The 17,796-nt window shown below is 65.9% G+C and carries 22 protein-coding genes and 1 pseudogene; 22 read left to right on the plus strand and 1 reads right to left on the minus strand.

Annotated features, from left to right (window positions below; all coding sequences use genetic code 11):
• The 20 genes and pseudogenes from DK254_RS15600 to DK254_RS15695 form a co-directional block, all read left to right on the plus strand.
• Positions 1-387, plus strand: a pseudogene (locus DK254_RS15600) (helix-turn-helix domain-containing protein); the annotation flags it as partial.
• On the plus strand, positions 374-1,246 hold the full coding sequence (locus tag DK254_RS15605; protein WP_177412067.1) for a hypothetical protein: 873 nt from the start codon (positions 374-376) through the stop codon (positions 1,244-1,246). The pseudogene DK254_RS15600 and the gene DK254_RS15605, both read left to right, overlap by 14 nt.
• Positions 1,239-1,472, plus strand: coding sequence for a hypothetical protein (locus tag DK254_RS15610; RefSeq protein ID WP_256595872.1), 234 nt, complete (start codon positions 1,239-1,241; stop codon positions 1,470-1,472). Before DK254_RS15605 ends, DK254_RS15610 begins: the two co-directional genes overlap by 8 nt.
• Positions 1,469-1,840 carry a Ref family recombination enhancement nuclease gene (locus DK254_RS15615; RefSeq protein WP_109934481.1) on the plus strand — a complete coding sequence of 124 codons (372 nt, stop codon included), beginning with the start codon at positions 1,469-1,471 and terminating at the stop codon, positions 1,838-1,840. Before DK254_RS15610 ends, DK254_RS15615 begins: the two co-directional genes overlap by 4 nt.
• Positions 1,837-2,268, plus strand: a complete 432-nt coding sequence (locus DK254_RS15620) for a VRR-NUC domain-containing protein (RefSeq protein ID WP_109934482.1) — start codon at positions 1,837-1,839, stop codon at positions 2,266-2,268. Before DK254_RS15615 ends, DK254_RS15620 begins: the two co-directional genes overlap by 4 nt.
• Positions 2,268-2,684 (plus strand): hypothetical protein, encoded by a 417-nt coding sequence (locus DK254_RS15625; RefSeq protein WP_109934483.1) that lies wholly within the window; start codon positions 2,268-2,270, stop codon positions 2,682-2,684. Before DK254_RS15620 ends, DK254_RS15625 begins: the two co-directional genes overlap by 1 nt.
• Positions 2,665-2,961: a hypothetical protein gene (locus DK254_RS15630; RefSeq protein ID WP_109934484.1), complete on the plus strand. Its 297-nt coding sequence runs from the start codon at positions 2,665-2,667 to the stop codon at positions 2,959-2,961. The genes DK254_RS15625 and DK254_RS15630 overlap by 20 nt, the downstream gene beginning before the upstream one ends.
• A gap of 10 nt (positions 2,962-2,971) precedes the next feature.
• Positions 2,972-3,643 (plus strand): hypothetical protein, encoded by a 672-nt coding sequence (locus tag DK254_RS15635; protein WP_109934485.1) that lies wholly within the window; start codon positions 2,972-2,974, stop codon positions 3,641-3,643.
• A gap of 186 nt (positions 3,644-3,829) precedes the next feature.
• A complete protein-coding gene (locus DK254_RS15640) occupies positions 3,830-4,159 on the plus strand; it encodes a phage holin, lambda family (protein WP_109934486.1) in 330 nt (109 codons plus the stop codon).
• 2 nt (positions 4,160-4,161) lie between these two features.
• Entirely contained in the window at positions 4,162-4,950 is a 789-nt protein-coding gene (locus DK254_RS15645) for a hypothetical protein (RefSeq protein WP_109934487.1), read from the plus strand.
• 245 nt (positions 4,951-5,195) lie between these two features.
• A complete protein-coding gene (locus DK254_RS15650; RefSeq protein WP_109934488.1) occupies positions 5,196-5,723 on the plus strand; it encodes a terminase small subunit in 528 nt (175 codons plus the stop codon).
• A complete protein-coding gene (locus DK254_RS15655) occupies positions 5,695-7,659 on the plus strand; it encodes a phage terminase large subunit family protein (protein ID WP_256595873.1) in 1,965 nt (654 codons plus the stop codon). The genes DK254_RS15650 and DK254_RS15655 overlap by 29 nt, the downstream gene beginning before the upstream one ends.
• On the plus strand, positions 7,659-7,862 hold the full coding sequence (locus tag DK254_RS15660; protein WP_109934490.1) for a phage head-tail joining protein: 204 nt from the start codon (positions 7,659-7,661) through the stop codon (positions 7,860-7,862). The genes DK254_RS15655 and DK254_RS15660 overlap by 1 nt, the downstream gene beginning before the upstream one ends.
• A gap of 94 nt (positions 7,863-7,956) precedes the next feature.
• Positions 7,957-9,369 carry a phage portal protein gene (locus tag DK254_RS15665; protein ID WP_256595874.1) on the plus strand — a complete coding sequence of 471 codons (1,413 nt, stop codon included), beginning with the start codon at positions 7,957-7,959 and terminating at the stop codon, positions 9,367-9,369.
• The gene (locus DK254_RS15670; protein ID WP_256595875.1) at positions 9,344-11,332 is read left to right on the plus strand and encodes a prohead protease/major capsid protein fusion protein; all 1,989 of its coding nucleotides are present in this window, start codon (positions 9,344-9,346) and stop codon (positions 11,330-11,332) included. Before DK254_RS15665 ends, DK254_RS15670 begins: the two co-directional genes overlap by 26 nt.
• Before the next feature lie 69 nt (positions 11,333-11,401).
• On the plus strand, positions 11,402-11,755 hold the full coding sequence (locus DK254_RS15675) for a DUF2190 family protein (RefSeq protein ID WP_109934493.1): 354 nt from the start codon (positions 11,402-11,404) through the stop codon (positions 11,753-11,755).
• A gap of 69 nt (positions 11,756-11,824) precedes the next feature.
• Positions 11,825-12,070, plus strand: a complete 246-nt coding sequence (locus DK254_RS15680) for a hypothetical protein (RefSeq protein WP_256595876.1) — start codon at positions 11,825-11,827, stop codon at positions 12,068-12,070.
• On the plus strand, positions 12,070-12,507 hold the full coding sequence (locus DK254_RS15685; protein WP_109934494.1) for a hypothetical protein: 438 nt from the start codon (positions 12,070-12,072) through the stop codon (positions 12,505-12,507). Before DK254_RS15680 ends, DK254_RS15685 begins: the two co-directional genes overlap by 1 nt.
• A 50-nt stretch (positions 12,508-12,557) precedes the next feature.
• Positions 12,558-12,773: a hypothetical protein gene (locus DK254_RS15690; RefSeq protein ID WP_109934495.1), complete on the plus strand. Its 216-nt coding sequence runs from the start codon at positions 12,558-12,560 to the stop codon at positions 12,771-12,773.
• 29 nt (positions 12,774-12,802) lie between these two features.
• Positions 12,803-13,549, plus strand: a complete 747-nt coding sequence (locus DK254_RS15695; protein WP_061562223.1) for a hypothetical protein — start codon at positions 12,803-12,805, stop codon at positions 13,547-13,549.
• A gap of 22 nt (positions 13,550-13,571) precedes the next feature.
• Here the strand turns inward: DK254_RS15695 and DK254_RS15700 are convergent, their stop codons facing one another.
• Complete coding sequence (locus tag DK254_RS15700; RefSeq protein WP_146219600.1) at positions 13,572-13,919, minus strand: hypothetical protein; 348 nt, start codon at positions 13,917-13,919, stop codon at positions 13,572-13,574.
• A gap of 217 nt (positions 13,920-14,136) precedes the next feature.
• On the opposite strand from DK254_RS15700, the gene DK254_RS15710 reads away from it, so the two are divergent.
• The gene (locus DK254_RS15710; protein WP_109934498.1) at positions 14,137-17,412 is read left to right on the plus strand and encodes a tape measure protein; all 3,276 of its coding nucleotides are present in this window, start codon (positions 14,137-14,139) and stop codon (positions 17,410-17,412) included.
• Positions 17,412-17,796: hypothetical protein (locus tag DK254_RS34555; RefSeq protein WP_109934686.1), on the plus strand; the 385-nt coding region annotated here is incomplete at its 3' end. The genes DK254_RS15710 and DK254_RS34555, both read left to right, overlap by 1 nt.

Genomic DNA, 17,796 nt, shown 5'->3' on the forward strand with positions numbered 1-17,796 from the left:
GAGTCGGCTCGCCAGGAGGCCTGCCGGGCGATCTGGTCGGCATACGCAGCGGCATACCTGCAGCGGTACGGCACGGCTCCGGTGCGCAACTCCAAGGTCAATGGCCAGGTCCGCGATCTGCTGAAGCGCCTGGGCGCCGAGGAGGCCCCGGCGGTGGCTGCCTACTTCGTCGGGATCAACGACGCCTACCTGATCCGCAACTGCCACGAACTGGGCTCGCTGCTGGCCAGGGCCGAGGCATACCGCACCCAGTGGGCCACTGGCGCCCAGGTCAACGGCACCACGGCCCGCCAGATCGAGCAGACGCAAGCGAACATCAACGCCGCCCAGGCCGCGGCGCAGAACCTGCGGGGCAAAGGGGAGGGCAAGAAGAATGCTTTCCTCTGACGAACAGGCCGAACTGGCCATGGCGATCTGTGCCACTGCCGAGACACTGGGGCAGACCATCAGCGCCCAGGCTGCCGAGATGATGGCCGAAGACCTGGCCGAGCATCCCGCCGAACTGATCGCAGCGGCGCTGCGCGCCTGCCGCCGCGAGCTGACCGGCAAGCTCACCCTGGCGGCCATCCTCCAGCGGGTACATGGCGCTGACGGCCGCCCCGAGCCGAACGAGGCCTGGGGGATCGCCATGCAGTCGATGGACGAGGCCGAGACGGTGCTGATGACGCCGGAGATCCAGAAGGCCGCCGCCGCCGCCGCGCCGATCTACCAGGCCGGCGACAAGGTCGGCGCCCGGATGGCGTTTCTCTCGGCCTACGAGCGGCTGGTGTGCGGAGCCCGCCAGCAGGCTCTGCCGGTTGAGTGGCGGCTTTCCCTCGGGCATGACCAGGAGCGCCGGGCGCGTGCCATCGAGGAGGCGCGAGTGCTTGGGCGCCTGCCGGCACCGGCGGCAAGCCTGCTGCTCGCCCATCACAACCTGCCAGCGCTGAATGATGACGGCCGGGCCATTGCCGGCCTGCTCACCGGCGACGTGGTGAAGGCCTCGCCAGTTGTCCGCAGCCGATTGGCCGACCTGCGCGCGGGGATAGAGAAGGCCGAGCACGAGCAGAGGCAGGAGCGCCGCGCCCAGCGTGAGGATATGACTGATGAGCAGCGAACTGCGTTGCGGGGGCGGCGCGAAGCTCGTGCGAAGCAATTGCTGGCCAACCTGCTGGCGGCCCAGGCCCAGGGCGATCGCCTTGTGGCTGATGAACTGAACGAGATCACCAAGCGCGCCAAGCGCGCCCAGGAGGTGCCGAATGTCTGACCTGAACCCCTTGAAGTGGCGCGCCAAGCGCAACCGCGATGGCCAGCAGATCCCGAACTGCTGGATCACCGACAGCGGCTACACCGTCTCCGAGTGCCGGCTGCCGGAGAAGCGCTTCACCGTCACCCGCCCGGGCGATGCCGACCCGTTCGCCTACCTGGGCAGTCGCGAGGAGGTGGTGTCGGTCATCCGGGCCGACATGAAGGCCAGCGGGGTGTCGGCATGAAGGGCCGCAACCCCACCGCCGAGCAGAAGCGCTGGCACGACCTGCTCGTCAGCGTGGTCGGCTGCATCGCCTGCCGCGTCGAACACGGCGTGGTGAATGACTTCTGCAGCATCCACCACGTCGATGGCCGCGTGAAGCCGCACGCGCACTGGTACGTGCTCCCGCTCTGCGGCCCGCATCATCAGCACGGCACCGGCCCGGAGAACTTCCCGGGCGTGGCCGTGCATCCGTACAAGACCAGGTTCGAGGCTCGCTACGGCCGCCAGGCTGACCTGGTAGGGCAGTGCGCTCGCATCGTCGCCGAGGCTGGCCGCGACATCCAGGCCGGCTTCCTGGCCTGGCTCGACGGCGACGAGGTGATGGCATGAAGTCGCCCCGTCCTATTGCACGCACTCCGCGCCCGATGCGCCGGCCCAAGGTCGATTGGGAGGGCATGGAGCAGGCCACGCTGTTCGCCATCCTGACGGTGAAGCACCCCGAGGCCGCCCGCCTGGCCTTCCACGTCCCCAACGGTGGCCACAGGCACATCAAGGTCGCCGCCGAGATGAAGCGACAGGGCGTAAAGGCCGGCGTGAGCGACATCGTGCTGCCCATGGCGCGCGGCGGGTGGTTCGGCCTGTTCGTCGAGTTCAAGGCGGCCCCGCCGAACGACGCCCGGGTGTCGCCCGAGCAGAGCGCCTTCCTGGTGCGCATGGAGCGGGAGGGCTACTACGCCACCGTCTGCCGCGGCGTCGACGACGCCCTGCGCGTCATTGAGCAGTACCTGGCCCAGCCCAGGACGGAGGCGGTGCGGTGATGGATATCTGGGAGGACATCTGCCAGATCATCGGCAGTTCGTGGTCGGTGACGCCGGAGCATCGGCGGGAGGCGCTGGCGCGCTGCTCCGGTCCGGGTGTACCGGGCATCACCGTACTCGGTGCGCTGTCGCGTCGAGCTGACGAGGTGCTGGCCGCGGCGCTCAGCGCGGACATCGAGCGGCGCATCGAGGTGCTGGATCAGCAGATGGGGCTCGGCTACCAGCAGGAGCGGGTTGCCCTCGGCTATCGCGAGGGGCGGGTGGTCGGCAACCGCGTCGGCCGGCCCCGCAAGGTCGCCGCCGCGCGCCGTTCTGTCGTTGATCGCTGCCGGCGGGAGATCGACGCCATGCGCATCGAACGGGCGCGCCTGGCCGATGAATTGAAGAGGAGGGCGCATGCGCAAGACCGGGCCTGACCTGCAGAAGGCCGTGCCGGCCATTCAGCGCTGCCGTGCGTGCCGCGGCCAGGGCTTCACAAAGGGGGTGTTCTTCGAGCTCGACTGCGCGGCATGCGACGGCACCGGGTGGCTGGGGATGGACGGAATGCCGGTGGAGCCAGCCGCGCTTATCCGGGCGCTGGGGCGGCGCGTCACCGAGGCCGAGCAGCGGCTGGTGAACCAGGTGAAGGCCTCGGTGTGGATCGAAGAAAACAACCGCCGCGGGCCCGGCGGTTCGCATTTCACTGGGGATTGAGGGGGAAACGATGGTTTATGAAAGTGTGCTTTCCGCAGTGGTCTCGGCCCTGGCTGCCGAGGCGATCGACAACACCAGCAAGCAGGCCTGGCAGCGGATGCGCGCGCCGGGGGAAGAGGTCGCCAAGGCCGGCGCAGTCACGGGAGAACTGCGAACCCAGGTCGATTGCTGGGTGTTTGCCCGGCTGCATTCCCAACTGATTCCCCGCCACTGGAACGCGCTGGTGGCCAAGTACGGAACCCATGCCGGTCGGAAGGTGGCGGCCATTGGCGAGCTGAAGGCTGTCGTCGCTACGCCGGCGCCGGCACTGTTCCTCTACAAGGCGGTGACTACCTGGGCCATCCCGAAGCTGCGGGGCGTTCGCCACCTGCCCCCTGCGGTGGTCAGTGTCGAGATCCCGCTGGACGCGCCCGCGAGCAAGAAGGCGAAGATCGTCAGCGCCGCCATCGAGGCCGAGCGTGTCAAGCGCAAGCGACTCGAGGAGAGGGCTGGCGGGATGATCGTGCTGAAGGACAGCTTCTACGACATGAACACCTGGGACCCCGATGGCCGGCCGGAGTCCACCCGCCGGGAGTGGCGTCGCAATATCCACAAGGTCCTCGACGAGATGCTGGCCGAAGCCATGGACAGCGCCGGAGAGATCCTGCGGGCTGAGGGCCTGCTGTTGAGCGAGGCCGCTTGACGGCGGCCCATCGTTCCATCACTATTTATCCCATCCTGCCGATCTTGCGTTTGAAGGATTGGCGAACAAATAAACCCGGTCCTTGCGCCGGGTTTTTTGTTGCCCACGATTTCATGGTGCGCTCCTGCGCCTTGCCCGGGTACGCCCGGGCCTTTCTATTCACCGCCCCTCAGAGGGGATATCGAGATGGCCAACATGCCCGACAAACCGGAGACGTGGGCGATCGTGCTTGCTTGGCTGAGCCAGCACGCGCCCGTGCTGTACGCAGGCGGTCTGTCCTTCCTGGTCGCACTTACCCGCGTGATCTATGGCGGCGGCACTCGTCGGCAGGCGTTCCTTGAGGCTGCGCTCTGCACGCTGATCACCCTGGGCCTGATCCCCGTCATGGAGTGGCTCGGCCTGCCCCAGAACATGGCCACTGCCGCCGGAGTATTCACCGGTTTCCTGGGCGTGAAGAAGCTGGCCGAGATCGCCGATCGCTTTGCCGACTGGAAGCTGCCGAAGCGCGAGGGCTGACCATGCGCGGAAGCATCAGTGCCCAGGACCTGGACGACGCAGTCGCCTCCCTGGCTGGCCTTGGCGGCGATCTGCCCAACCGTGTGCTGGCCGACGCCCTGAACCACACCGCCAACCAGGCGAACCAGGCACTGCGGTCGGAGATTGACGATGTGTTCGATCAGCCGACGCCCTTCACTCGCAACGCCATCCGCATCCTGAGCGCTACGCCGAACCGCCTGGAGGCTGCGCTGTGGGTGAAGGACGAGAAGGACCATGCATCGAAGGGGCAGGCGCCGGAAGACTGGGTGGCACCCCAGGTATTCGGCGGTCCCCGGGTGGACAAGGCTTCGGAGCGCAACCTGCGGGCCAAGGGCATCCTGCCCGCGGGCATGTTCATCGTGCCGGCCGCGGGTGCGCGGCTGGATCAGTACGGCAACGTGGGCCGCGGCCAGATGCGCCAGATTCTCTCGGGCCTCGGCGCGGCGGAGTACACCTCTGGCTACAGAGCGAATGCGACACAGAGCAAGCGCTCTAAGGATAAGGGGCACGAGCAGGCCTTCTTCGTCATGAAGCGAGGCAAGCGGCCCATCGGCATCGCCGAGCGCCGTGGCGAGAACTTGGTCATGGTGCTCGCCTTCGTGCGGCAGCCCCAATACCGCGAGCGATTCCGCTTCTTCGATGTCGTCCGGCGCATTGCCGAGGACGATGCGCTGCTGGAGGCGAACATCGAGAAGGCCCTGGCCAAGGCTGCACAGGGGCGGACGCCGACCGAATGGAGGCGCCGGCGCCAGTCAGGCCCGCGGGCTTAAGCCTGGGCCTGTGACCTTCCGCGCCGTGCCTTGAGTGGCTGCACGGTTTTGGTGCGGGATTCTTATTGTCCAGCACAAAACCTAAAACCAGCTGGAACCCTCAAGGCGAAAAAATCCCTGGTTGGGGCACCCCCTGTCTAGGTTCTCCCCCGGGGTGGGGCCGTCGAGGGTAATTCGAACCCCGTTCTCGCTCTATACACGGGCATTTTTCAGGACTTCCGTTTCCGGTTCCGGTTGGGTATCGCATGGCAACTCAGATCGAAGTGGCGAAGCACCTCGATCTCAGCGATCGCCAGGTGCGCAATCTCCTTGCAGACGGCGTCCTGCCTGGCTCCAAGGGCAAAGGCGGCTTCGACGTGGACGCCTGTCGACTGGCCTATATCCGCTATCTGCGCGGCCTTGGAAACGCCCAGGTCAAACCGGAAACGGCCCCGGATTCGGACGACATTGATCCGCTGATTGAGTATCGGCTCACGCAAGAGCGCCTTCGGCTTACTGCGGCCCAGTCCGAGGCCCAGGAACTGAAGAACGAAGTGACCAAGAAGCGGTTGATCCCAGCCGAGTTCATCACCTTCGCTTTTGCAAAATTCATCCCGGCCGCTGGCTCGATCTTCGACACGGTGGTCATGACGCTGCGTCGCCGACACCCCGATCTCACCCCGGGGCAGCTCGACTCGATCAGTCGCGAGCTGACCAAGGCGCGCAACACCATCGCCCAGGCGGCGGATCGCCTACCGGAGTGGCATGACGAGTTTATCGACAGCGCAGATTGAGGCCTGCCAGGCTGCTATGTCTGCCGGCCTGCTGTCGCTGCGACGCGACGCGCCACAGACACCTGTCGCATGGGCTGACGAAAACTTCTACCTGTCCAGCGAATCTTCCTACCAGGAGGGCCGCTGGGAGACGTTGCCCTACCAGGTGGCGATGCTCAACGCCATGGGCAACGACGAGATTCGAATCGTCAACGTGATCAAGTCCGCCCGCGTCGGCTACTCGAAGATGCTGCTGGCGGCCTCGGCCTACCAGATCGAGCACAAGCGCCGGCACATCGCGTTCTTCGTGCCGGACGACGGCAGCGCCGACCTGTTCATGAAGTCCGAGATCGAAACCATGATCCGGGACGTCGGCGCCGTCCGCGCGCTCGCGCCTTGGTGCGGCAAGAAGCACCGGGACAATACGCTCGACATCAAGAAATTCAGCCACGGCAAGCAGCTGTGGTGCCGCGGCGGCAAGGCCGCGAAGAACTATCGGGCTATCTCGGCCGATACCGTCATCTATGATGAACTGGCCGCCTTCGATCATGACATCGATAAGGAGGGCTCTCCGCTGGTCTTGGGTGACAAGCGGATTGAAGGCTCTACCTTCCCGAAGTCGATCAGGGGCAGCACGCCTAAGCTGCGCGGGCCTATCGACCGAGGCGGCTGCCAGATCGAAGGTGCCGTCCAGAAGTCGCCGCACCTGCTGCGCTATCACATTCCTTGCCCGCACTGCGGTGCGGAGCAATACCTGAAGTGGGGCGGCAAGGATTGCGCCTACGGCATCAAATGGGATCCTGGCCAGCCGGAAAATGCCTGGTACGTGTGTGAGGCCACCGGCTGTCTGATCCGCTATTCCGAGGCGCTCGAGGCGCAACGTCAGGCGCGCTGGATCTGCGAGAAGACCGGAATTTGGACACGGGATGGCTTCGACTTCTTCGATGCCGAGGGGGAGCCGGTCCCTACCCCCGAGTCCATCAGCTTCCACATCTGGACGGCCTATAGCTTCTTCGTTCCCTGGGGGCGCATCGCACAGGACTTCCTTCAGGCCAAGGGCAGCCGCAGCGACCTGAAGACATTCGTCAACACCACCCTTGGCGAGACATGGGAGGAAGACCAGGGCGAGCGCGTCGAGTGGGACGTACTGCTTGGGCGCCGCGAGGTCTGGCAAGGCGAAATCCCGGCCCAGGCTGTGGTCCTCACTGGTGGCGGCGATACCCAAGATGATCGCTATGAGGGGAGAGTCTGGGCCTGGGGCCCCAACGAGGAATGCTGGCTGGTTTATCGCTTCGTGCTGATGGGAGATCCGGGTGGCGAAGAACTGCGCCGCAAGCGCGACCTGGAACTGCACCGCCAATTCACTCGGACCGACGGCCTCGTGATGAAGGTCGAGCGCTGGTGCTGGGACGCAGGCGGCCACTACATCGATCAAGTCTGCGACGACAGCAAGAAGAACGGCTTGCTCTGGATGATTCCCATCATCGGCGCACCGGTTTACGGCAAGCCCATCGCCAGCTTCCCTACGAAGCGCGACAAGCGTGGCGTGTACCTGACAACCGTCGGCACTGACAACGCCAAAGAGCTTTTCTACAGCCGCCTGCGCCTGCCGCTGGACGTTTCGAAGTCCCAGGCTGGGGTGACCCAGCCCCAGGTAATCCACCTGCCGGCTAACGACCAGGTGTGCGACGAGGCCGAGGTTAAGCAACTGACCTCCGAAAGCAAGGTGCTCAAGGTCGTCAAGGGTGCGCAGCAGTACCGCTGGGACAACCAGGGGCGGCGCAACGAGGCGCTGGATTGCTTCGTGTATGCCTTGGCCGCGCTGCGCATCAGCCAGCAGCGCTTCGGCCTTGATCTCAATGCCTTGGCCGCGGAGCCAGAGCCGGGCGGCTCGGCTGCGGCAGACGACAAGCAGGAACGCCCGCGGGCGAAATCCAACTACTGGAAGCGGAACTGATGGCCTACACCCTGGAACAGTACGAGGCGCTGAAGGCAGCCATCGCAGAAGGCGCCTTGTCGGTGCGCTTCGCCGACCGCAGCGTCACCTATCGGTCGGTCGACGAGATGATCCGGATCCTGCGGCACATGGAATCCGACTTGGGCCTGAACGCCAACAGCAATGGCACTCGCCGCTTCGCCTCCTTCTCGAAAGGCTTCTGACATGGGCTTCCTTGACACCTGGCTTCCCGGCCGCGCCGCGAAGCGCGCCGAGGCTCGCCTACGACAAAAGCAGGCGGAGCTCCGGCTGCAGCTCATGGAGCGCCGTTTCGAGGGGGCCGCCGGCGGACGCCGGAACGATGGCTGGCGCTCGGCCGGCACCGATGCCAACACCGAGAACGCCCCGGCCCTGGCCGTGTTGCGCAACCGCGCCAGGGACCTGCGCCGCAACAACCCCTATGTCGAGCGGGCCATCACCGGCATCGCCGACAACGTGGTGGGCGCCGGCATCGTGCCGCGACCAATCGGCGGCAGTGAGCGTGCCGGGAAGAAACTGGCCGCACTCTGGCGCGCCTGGGCCGACTCCGTCCAGTGCGATGCCGACGGGCTGGAGAACTTCTCCGGGCTGCAGCACAAGATCATGGAGACGGTGGTCGAGTCCGGCGAATGCCTGGTGCGCCGCCGGCGCCGCAAGAGCGCAGACGGCCTGGCCGTTCCGCTCCAGCTGCAGGTCCTGGAGCCGGACTTCCTCGACGAGGAGAAGAACGGGCAGAACGGCGGCAACCTGATCATCCAGGGTGTCGAGTTCGATTCCATCGGCCGGCGCGTCGCTTACTGGCTGTTCGACGAGCACCCCGGCTCCAGCGGAACCTGGCGCAGCATGCAGTCGCGGCGCATCCCGGCGGAGGACGTGGCACACATCTTCCTGCCGAAGCGCCCGGGGCAGGCGCGCGGCTACACCTGGCTGGCGCCGGTGATGCAGCGTGTGCGCAGCTTCGACGAGATGGAAGACGCGGTGATGGAGCAGGCGAAGATCGCTGCCTGCTACGCCGCCTTCGTCACCAAGGACGATGCGGCGGGCGGCGGGGCGAAGAAGCCTCCGCTGATCGAGCGAATCGAACCGGGGATCATCCAGGAGCTTGGCCCTGGCGAGGATGTGAGCTTCGCCTCGCCGCCGGCATTCAATGGCTACTCCACCTATTCCTGGCAGGCCCTGCATGCCATCTCGGTGGGCCTGGGCATCCCCTACGAGCTGCTCTCCCACGACCTTAAGGGGGTGAACTTCTCCAGCGGGCGCATGGGCTGGCTGCACTTCGCCCGGCGGGTGGACGTATGGCAGTGGCGGATGCTGATTCCGCAGCTGTGCGAAAGCGTCTGGCGCTGGTTCATGGAGGCACAGTTGCTGGTGCCTGCCGGAGTGACCGGCGAGGCCTCCGCCGAGTGGATTCCGCCGCGCCGGGAGATGGTCGATCCCTCCACCGAGACCTCGAACCTCAAGGACCGTGTGCGCAACGGCTTCACGCCCTGGACGGATGCCTTGCGCGAGTTGGGCGTGACCGATCCGGAAGCCCACGCCGAGCAGATCCAGAAGGCCAACGACCTGCTGGACAAGCTGGGCCTGGTGCTCGACTGCGATCCCCGGCGGATGTCGGGTGCCGGCAATGCGGCACCCACCGACAACCCCACTGAAGAGAAAACGACAGATGACGGCGAAAGCACAGACGCATGACACGCCGATGCTCCAGTTGCGGGCGGCCATCCGCCCCGACTCGGTGAACATCGAAGATCGCACCGTCGAGATCACCTGGACCACCGGCGCCAAGGGGCGCCGCTGGTCCTGGGACATCGGCAGTTACATGGAGGAGTTGGAGGTAAGCGAGTCGGCGGTGCGCCTGGAGCGGCTGAACAACGGCGCACCCTTCCTCAATACCCACAGCACCTGGGAGCTGGGCGACGTCATTGGCGTCGTCGAGCGTGCCTGGCTCGAGGGCGGGGAGGGCCGGGCACTGGTCCGCTTCAGCCAGCGCGAGGATGTGGAGCCGATCTTCCGCGATGTGCGTGACGGCATCTTGCGCAACATCAGCGTCGGCTACTCGGTGCATCGCTACGAGATGACCGAGGAGCCGGACGACAAGCTGCCCACCTATCGCGCGGTGGACTGGGAGCCCATGGAGCTCTCGCTGGTGCCGATCGGCTTCGACGATGGCGCCAAGACGCGCAGCACCAAGACGGAAGCCGACTACCAGGGACCGCGTTTCAGCACCGTTTTCGAAACCCGGGAGGCCGCCGCGCCGACCGAGCAACCGGCCGTCTCGGCCAAGACCCAAGAGGAACCCAAGATGACCGAAGAAGAAATTCGCGCGGCCGAGGAAACCGCCCGTCGCGAGGCTGCCGAGGCCGAGCGCAAGCGCGGCCAGGCCATCCGCCTGATGGCCCGCAAGGTGGGCCTGGACGAGGCCTTCGCCGATGACCTGGTGGAGCGCGGCGTCACCGCCGAGCAGGCCAGCGCCGCCATGATCGACAAGCTGGCCGAGCGTCAGCAGACGGAGCAGCCGGAAAGCCGCAGTGCGCAGCCGACCCCGTCGGGCACCATCGACCTGTCGGTGGTCCGCGCCAAGCGCTCCGCCATGGAGAACGCCCTGCAGCACCGCTGCAGCCCGACCACCAAGCTGGAAGACACCGCCCGCGAGTTCCGCGGCATGCGCCTGCTGGACCTGGCCCGCGAGTGCATCAGCCTGGCCGGTGGTAACTCCCGCGGCCTGACGCCGCGCGAGATCGCCACCGCCGCCCTGGGCTGCAGCGCCGAGTCGATGCGCGCCGCCGGCATGCACGCCATCAGCGACTTCCCGCTGCTGCTGGGCAGCACCGTGAACCGCACCCTGCGCGCGGCCTACGAGCTCGCGCCGCAGACCTGGCGTCCACTGGGCCGCCAGACCAGCCTGCCGGACTTCCGCGAGGCCACCCGCGTGGCCCTGGGCGACATCGCGGCCCTGGAGAAGGTCAACGAGTCCGGCGAGTACAAGTACGGCACCCTCGACGAGGAGGGCGCGCCGATCAAGGTGGCGAAGTTCGGCAAGATCATCGCCATCACCTGGGAGGCCATCGTCAACGATGACCTTTCGGCGCTGACCCGCATCCCGCAGGCCCTCGGCGCGGCCGCCGGCCAGACCGAGTCCAACGTGGTATGGGACCTGCTGCTGGGCAACCCCGCCTTCGTGGACAACCAGGAAATCTACTCCGCCGCGCACGGCAACGTCGCCGCCAGCGGCGGGGCGATCAGCACCGCCTCCCTGGCCGCTGCCCGCGCCGCGATGCGCAAGCAGAAGTCCAAGGCCGGTCACTTCCTCAACCTGGGGCCGGAGTTCCTGGTGGTGGGCCCGGACAAGGAACTGGAGGCCTTCCAGTTCACCAGTTCCAACTATGTGCCGGCCAAGAACGCCGACATCAACGACAGCCGCAACACCACGCTGACCGTGATCGTCGACGCGCGCATCGAAGGCAACCAGTGGTTCCTCTACGCCGCCCCGGGCGTCGTGGACACCTTCGAGTACGCCTACCTCGAGGGCGAGCAGGGCGTCTTCACCGAAACCCGCCAGGGCTTCGAGGTGGACGGCATGGAGATCAAGGCCCGCCTGGTGTTCGGCGCCGCCTGGATCGACTACCGCGGCACCTACATGAACGCGGGCAACTGATCGAGCCTCACCTCACCAGGGCGCCGGAAGGCGCCCTTCGTGTTTCTGCACCTTCGAGAGAGAGACCACATGAAGACCTTCATCCAGAACGGCGACATCATCACCGTCGCGGCGCCGGCCGGCGGCACTGTCTCCGGCAAGCTCTACAAGGTCGGCGCCTTCATCGGCGTGGCCGCTACCACCGAAGCCGCTGGCGATCCGGTGGAGCTGAAGCTGACCGGTGTCTTCGAGCTGACCAAGACCAGCGCGCAGGCCTGGGCGGTCGGCGACCTGGTGTACATGAACACCACCAGCGGCAGCCTGAGCAACGCCTCGGCCACCGGCCTGGTGCTGGTGGGCGTGGCCACCGAGGCCGCGGCCAACCCGTCGGCGTTCGGTCGCGTGCGCCTCAACGGCGTCTCCGCGCCGGCGGCGGCGACCTAAACCATGGGCTGGGCGAGCATGCGTGATCGCCTGGATCGCCTATCCATCCGGGCTTTCAACGACGGTCCCATGGACTTTCTGGACCGTCAGGGCGCCGTCATAGCTTCCGGCCTGGCCGTCATAGTCAGCGACGGCGTGGAGCGACTCGGCGAGATCGGAGCCATCGATCGATACCGGACAATTGCCGTCCAGAAGCATCAGCTTGCGCCCCTGGATCGTCAGGGTCGGTTCCGCGACGCCAACGGCAAGGAATGGCACATCGACGACATCCATGCGGATGACGGCCATCTCATCACCTTCTACGTGGTGCCCTGATGAGCGACGTACCCAACGTGCAGGCCGACATCATCGGCCAGCTGCAGACGCTGCTCGCCGGCGTTCCCGGCTTCGGCGCTGAGATCCGCGAGGACAACGTGCTGGACCTGATCGACGCCGAGGACGAGGAACTGCCCGACCAGCTGATCGTCCTGCAGGAGGGCGACACCTCGGAGCTGGACCGGTCCGGGGCGACGGTGCGCGAGGAGCTGACCATCAACATCGTGGCGATGACCCGGCTTCGTGACCATGCCCAGCCGCTGCGCACCGCCAGGCTGGACATCAAGCGGGCGCTGAAGGGCATCAAGGCCGGGTTCACCGTCGACGGCCTGATCAAGGTGGCGTTCCCCACCTCCGCGCCGCGGTACCCCGACAGGGGGCGCCGATGGGCGTTCCGGGTGATCCCCATCACCGTCACCTACGTGCAGCAGCTGTAACCCATCCACCAGGCCGCCTTCGGGCGGCCTTCTCATTTCTGGAGGGCCACATGCCCGAGATCACCATCACCAAGTCCTTCAACCACCGCGCGGGGGCCGGCGTGACGCACTACCCGAAGTCGAGCCAGCCCGTCGAGGTTTCCCAGACCGTCGCGGAACACGCCTGGGCCCATGGCTTCGCGCCCAAGCCCAAGGTCGAGAAGGCCGCCGCCCAGCCCGTTGCGCCCGTCCCGGCGCCGACCACTGAAACCAGCGGCGCCAAGTAAGCGCCGGCCAATCCCTCGAGGAGACCTACATGCTCCAGCCCATTGATCGTTCTTTCATCGGCGAGGGCCAGCCCTTCGCCCGCCTGTACGGCTCGCAGGATGGCCTGCTGCCGTTCGGCAACTGCGACGCCTTCAGCGTCAGCTATGCCACTGACCGCAAGGCCCTGCCGAACTACATGGGCGGCGGCGGCAACCGCAACGTGCGCACCCGTCCCACCGACGTGACCGGCTCCATCGGCCTCTACGACATCACCCCGGAGAACGTGGCGGCGATCACTCGCGGCACCATCACCGTGGCGCCCACCGCGGCGATCACCGGCGAGGCTCACACCTCCGCCGGCGTGGCCTTCGAGCTGATCCCGTTCAAGTACATGCCGGACATGACCAAGACCATCACCGTCAAGACCGCCGGCGGCGATCCCCTGGCGGCTGGCACCGACTACCTGCTGACGCCCCACGGCATCCAGGTGCTGTCCGGCACCACCATCGACGAGACCGGCGTGCTGGTTGACTACACCCCGCGCAAGAGCACTGCCGTGCAGATGCTCAACAGCTCGGAGAAGGAGTTCGAGATCTTCATCGCCGGCCTGAACGACGCTCAGTCGGGCGAGCCCTACGCGCTGCGCATCCGTCGCGCGAAATTCGGTCTGCTCCAGGAGATGCCGATCCTGGGCCAGGACTACCTCAAACTGACCGGCCCCATCGAGCTGCTCGCTGATCCGACCGTCGTCGCCGACGACATCTCGAAGTTCCTGCAGATGGACCTGGCGGCCTAAGGCGGCCTGGCCATGGATGGCCTCATCCGCTGAAGAGCATTGCTTTGCCGTAATCGAGGATCGACTCGGTGCAGTACCCCAGCAGCCAAAGCCCGGTGCCGCCGCTGGCCACAAGAGTGCGGTGCCACCAAGTGCTACGCCTGATTTCATCCTCTAGCTCATCCGCAAAGAGACGACCTTTAGTGGTTATTCCTTGCCACACAAGGTTGGCGATGTCGTTCGGTTGTGCCCGGTTGCGGAGATATTTCCCTTTGGCTAGCTGCTCATCTAGCAGTTCAGAGGCCAGAGCATAGTCATTCGTAGATGCGGGGCCATTGAGCAAAATGCGCAGATATTCTTTTCTCCACGTCTTCTTCTTCCTCTTGTTCACCATTAGCTCCTGCTTGCGAGTAGGCCCTTACATTGCGTCGGTATCCGCCTGGACTGCCGAGTGGGCCTTCTATATCGGCTTTCTTGTGGTTTGGCTATTGCTCGGCCGGTTCGTGTTTATCCCGTTGTTCCTCTGGCTCAGCCGGCGCCTGGGTTTCCACGATTTTGAATGACATCAGCCCGCCATCTGGCGGGCTTTTTCTTACCCGAGGATATCCATGGCCAATCCAGTTCAACGCCTGATTCAATTCGTTCTGCGCGGCAAGGACGAGATGTCTCCCGCCGCCAAGCAGTCCGCCGAGGCGCTGGAGGCGCTGCGCTCCAAGGCCAGCCAGCTCGGCGAGGCCCTCGACAATGCCAAGAGTGCCCGCGGCCTGATTAGCGCCCTGTCGAGCACCCAGCGTGCGGTAAGCGTCACCGAGACCTCGGTGAATCGTGCTGAGAAGTATGTCAACGACCTGCGAGAGGCGCTGAACAAGGAGCCCGGCAACAAGGGGCTGGAAGTCGCGCTGAAGGCTGCCGAGAAGGACGCAGCCACCCTGCGGCGCACCCTGGACGCCCTCAACGCCAAACTGGCCGACCAGCAACAGGCCGCCCGGGCTGCCGGCATCGACACCGACAAGCTGGCCGACGAGGAGCGGCGCCTGGCGGCCGAGGTCACGCGTACCAAGGAGGCGATCAGCCAGAACGCCAAGGAGCTGCGTGATCTGGAGCGCGCCCAGGCTCGCGCACGGCGCGAGGCGGAAAACCATGTGTCGCGCGTGGATGCGCTTCGCTCTGCGATGTCCGCTGGCGTGCGCCAGGCCGTTGGGTATGCGGCCGCCTTCGTGGGGATCAATGCTGCCTTCGGCCTGATCGGGCGCGGCGTTGGCGCGGTACGTGATGGCATCGTCTCGATGCTGAAGACAGGCGATGAGTTTGAAGGCCTGCAAACTCGCCTGACGTCGCTGATGGGCTCGGTGGAGAAAGGGCAGGAGGCTGCCGCCTGGATCACCAAGTTCGCCAAGGACACCCCCCTGCAACTGCAGGAGGTCACCGATGCCTTCGCGCTGCTGAAGGCCTACGGCATTGATCCGATGGATGGGACCTTCAAGGCCCTGGAGGACCAGTCGGAGAAGTTGGGCGGCGGCATGGAGCGCCTGGAGGGGATCGCTACGGCGGTTGGCCAGGCCTGGGCCAAGCAGAAGCTGCAGACCGAGGAAATCCTGCAGCTCGTCGAGCGCGGCGTGCCGGTGTGGGACATGCTGTCCAACGTCACCGGGAAGAACGTCGAGCAATTGCAGGAGCTGGCGAGCAAGGGCAAGCTCGGCCGCGACGTGATCAAGGCCCTGATCGACGAAATGGGCCGCACCTCGGGCGGTGCTGCCGCGGCGAACATGAGCCGCCTGAGCGGGTTGATCAGCAACCTGCAGGACACCGCCACCAACTTCCTCAACCGCATCGCCAACGCGGGGGCGCTGGACTACGTCAAGGGCAAGCTGCAGGCCCTGGCCGACACCATCGCGCAGATGGATGCTGACGGGCGCCTGGACAAACTGGCCGAGGGCCTGTCGGACGCCTTCGTGCAGGGCGCCGAGTGGGTTGGCGACTTCATCAAGCGCCTCGGGGAGGTGGACTTCAAGGCGCTGGTCGACAACACCTCCACCTGGCTCAGTGGGTTCCGGTCGGAAATCGACGAGATGGCCACCCGGGTGCAGTTGTTTATCGCGCCCTTCCGCACGTTGTTCAATGGCTTGACTGCTGGTCTTTCGCTGGCGGCTGCGGCGGTTACCAACAAGCTCAGCGAAATGCTGGGCGCAATCGAGACGGTCGCCGACAAGGTGCCCTCGCTGCTCGGCGGCGAGAAGCTCAAGGCTTCCGCAGCGCAAGCCCGGGAAGTCCTGGATGGGTTGACGGCGGGATTCAAGGCTCAGGTCGAGCAAGATGCCAAGGACATTGCGGCAGCCTGGGACACCAGCACCAAGGACACGGCGAGCGCGGCTGGCGAGCAGAGCCAGGTCATCACCGAACACTTCGATAGCCTGAAGACCGGCGCACAGGACGCCAGCGCTCAGGCGGTCCAGGCCGTCACCGGCCTGCAGAACGCGCTGGACCAGATCAGTACGGCTACCTCGGTGGGCCAACTGACCAAGCTGCAGGAGGAAATGCGCAAGGCCTACCAGGCCGGCAATCTCAGCCAGCAGGAATATGCCAACGGTGCCGGCGTACTGAACGCCAAGCTGAAGGAGCTGCAGAAGGCAGCGGGCGGTGCGGCCCTGGGTGTCTCTGACCTGAGCACAGGCCTGGAGTCGCTGAAGGATGTACAGAACGCCATCGCCAATGCCAGGACCTCGGCGGATATCTCGAACATCCGCACCGCGCTGAACAAGCTGTACAACGACGGCAAGATCAAAGCGGATGAGTTCAACCGCTCGCAGAAGGAACTCAGCGAGAAGATCGCCGAGATGAAGGCTGCCGGCACCACTGGCGCCCAGGGCATGGATGCCTTCGCTGAGTCGACGGACAAGGCCACCGACTCCCTGGAGGCCCAGCGCAAGGCCATCGGCGATGCCATGGAGGAGGAACGTAAGTCGGTGGGGTTCGTGAAGGAGGACATGTCCGACTTCGCGAATTTCTTCTCCGGCGTGATCAGTTCCACCCGCGCGCCGCTGGCCCAGCTCAGCGCCGAGGCGCTGGCGGCCTTCGACCAACTGCGCGGACTCTCCAGCGCGGCCCCACAGATCGACACCAGTTCGCTGGAGAGCACCACCGAGTCGCTACAGCGCGTGCGCGAGGAGATGGGCAAGGTCGAGGCCGCTGCCTCGATGCCTGGCGTTTCCAGCCTCGGGAAGTGGGCGCTGTCGATGAAGGCCGACAGTGACAGCGTGGCGGTGTCGTATCTGGAGCAGAAGCGGCAACTGCTAAGCCTGCTCGATGGCTACGAGACGGGCGAGATCACCTTGCGTCAGTTCCTGGAGCAGGCCAAGGCCGCGCGCAATGGCATGAACCTGTTGGGCGACTCCGACTTGCGGCAGTTGGAGAGCAGCATTGACTCGGCCAAACAGCGGATGCAGCAGCTGTCCGAGGGCTCGCGCGACACCCTGGCGAGCCTGCGGGAAGAGCTGGCGGGCCTGCGCGGCGAGCAGGATGCGGTGGACCGTAGTCGGTTCAACAGCCGCAAGCAGGATCTGACGACGCAGTTGGCCGACGCACAGAAGGCCGGCGACCTCAACGCCGTGCAGAACCTGATGCAGGCCTTGGCCACGCTGCAGCAGATCCAAGCCGAGACCGATGCCAAGCGCCAACTGGCGGAGCAGCAGGCCCGGGTGGACGCGCAGAACGCTGCGCAGGCACAGGCTCCCGCGGCGGCCGCGGCGGCGCCTGCTGCAACACCTTCCCAGCCGATGAAGACCATCCGCCTCGAGGTCCAGGGGCGGAGCGTGGATGTCGGCGTCACCGATGACGGTAGCCAACTGCTCGACCTGCTCGGCAAGGCTGCCTTGAGGACTAGCTGATGATGCTCGACAGCATCGAACTGGACGACCAGCTCGAATGGACCGATGAGTTCACCTGGGACTCGGTGGCGCAGGAGCAGGAGCGCTCCATCACCGGCGCCCTCCTGGTGCAGGAGGGCATCAAGCTGCACGGTCGGCCCATCACCCTGCAGGCCAACGGCGGCGCCTGGACGCCGCTGTCGGTCGTGCGGCAGCTGGAGGTCCTGCGCGACCAGCGGCTGAAGGTGATGGACCTGGTGCTGCCCGACGGCCGGGAGTTCTCGGTGACGTGGAACCGGGCCAACGGCCAGGCGCCGCTCGAGGCCTCCCAGGTACACCGCACGGTGAACCCGGGGCCAGCCGAGGACTACGAAATCACCCTGCGCTTGATCACAGTGGCCCCGC

Source organism: Pseudomonas sp. RW407, from assembly GCF_003176655.1.
In the GTDB taxonomy this organism is placed as follows: Bacteria; Pseudomonadota; Gammaproteobacteria; order Pseudomonadales; family Pseudomonadaceae; genus Pseudomonas; species Pseudomonas delhiensis.